We start from the raw sequence: 1,266 nt of genomic DNA, 5'->3' as shown, positions 1-1,266 counted from the left end.
TGTAGTGGTCAATAAAATTTGGCCACAGTTTTAGAGTCTTTGTATCTAATCTCAGATTCATTTGGCGCTAAACCAGCATTATAATGATGCGGTCTAACGTTGTTGTAATATCCGTTGATATAATCACTCACACTATATTTAGCGTCTATAAAATTCCCATATCCAACCTTTGGCATCCATTCTGTTTTAAAGCTTCTAAAAAATCGCTCCATTGGCGCATTATCCCAACAATTTCCGCGTCGACTCATGCTTTGTGTGATTTTATAGCGCCATAAACGTTGGCGATACTTTAAGCTCGTATAATGGCTTCCTTGGTCTGAGTGAAACATCAACCCACTTGGTCTGCCTCTGCTTTCGTAGGCTAACTCAAGCGCTTTTAGCGTTAAGTTAGAATCCGGCGACAATGACATTGCCCAACCCACAACTTTACGCGCAAATAAATCAATAACGACCGCTAAATAAGCCCAGCGATTGCCTATCCAAATATATGTAACATCACCGCACCACACGGTATTCGGTTCAACAACATCGAACTGCCTATCAAGCAGGTTTGGGATTTCAAGATGTTCATTACCGCCGCGTTTATATGAATGTTGAGGTACTTGGCAGCTTTCTAGCTTTAATTTAATCATTAGCTTAGCAGCACGATAACGGCTTAATTCAAAATCGTTATTCGTTGCGATTGCCGCGATTGTCCTCGCACCTGCTGAGCCCCCACTCATTGTATGTATAGCTTTAACTTCAGCCTCTAACCTTACTTGCTCTGGTGTCGGTGTCGTATCCCGTATAGCCCAGTATTTATAGCTGCTACGATGCACATTAAATACACTACATAGCACACTAATTGGGTAACGCTCTCGTTGATTTAATTTCTCAATTAACGAGAATTGTTCAGGGAGTCGGACATCAAGAGAGCGGTAGCCTTTTTTAATATATCCTTTTCTAATTCAATGCGTTGGATTTGCTTTTTAAGTTCACGGATTTCAATTTGTTCGGGTGTCATTGGTGAAGCCAATGGTGACTGGCCATTACGTTCTTGCTTTAATTGAGCAACCCATTTACTTACGGTTGATTTACCAACACCCATCGCTTTGGCTGCTTCTTCTTGTGTATAACCTTGGTCAACTACAAGTTGAGCCGTTTCTAATTTGATTGCAGCGGAGTACGTTGCACGGTTTAATTTTGTCATTTTTTTCACCCAAATTTGTATGCAAATAGCATAACATTTCTTTCTTAATGGGTGGCCAAAATTACTTTACCACTACA

1 protein-coding gene is annotated in these 1,266 nt (G+C 40.6%); it reads right to left on the bottom strand.

Annotated features, from left to right (window positions below; genetic code table 11):
• Positions 1-8: 8 nt before the first annotated feature.
• A protein-coding gene (locus I6F65_RS21345; RefSeq protein WP_096058046.1) for an IS3 family transposase occupies positions 9-1,189 on the bottom strand; the annotation gives its coding sequence in 2 pieces (ribosomal slippage) (positions 9-931 and positions 931-1,189; 1,182 coding nt in all).
• Between the last annotated feature and the right edge of the window lie 77 nt (positions 1,190-1,266).

This window comes from Pseudoalteromonas sp. SWXJZ94C (genome assembly GCF_015864385.1).
Taxonomy (GTDB): domain Bacteria; phylum Pseudomonadota; class Gammaproteobacteria; order Enterobacterales; family Alteromonadaceae; genus Pseudoalteromonas.
This window is presented reverse-complemented; position numbering and strand designations above follow the sequence as displayed.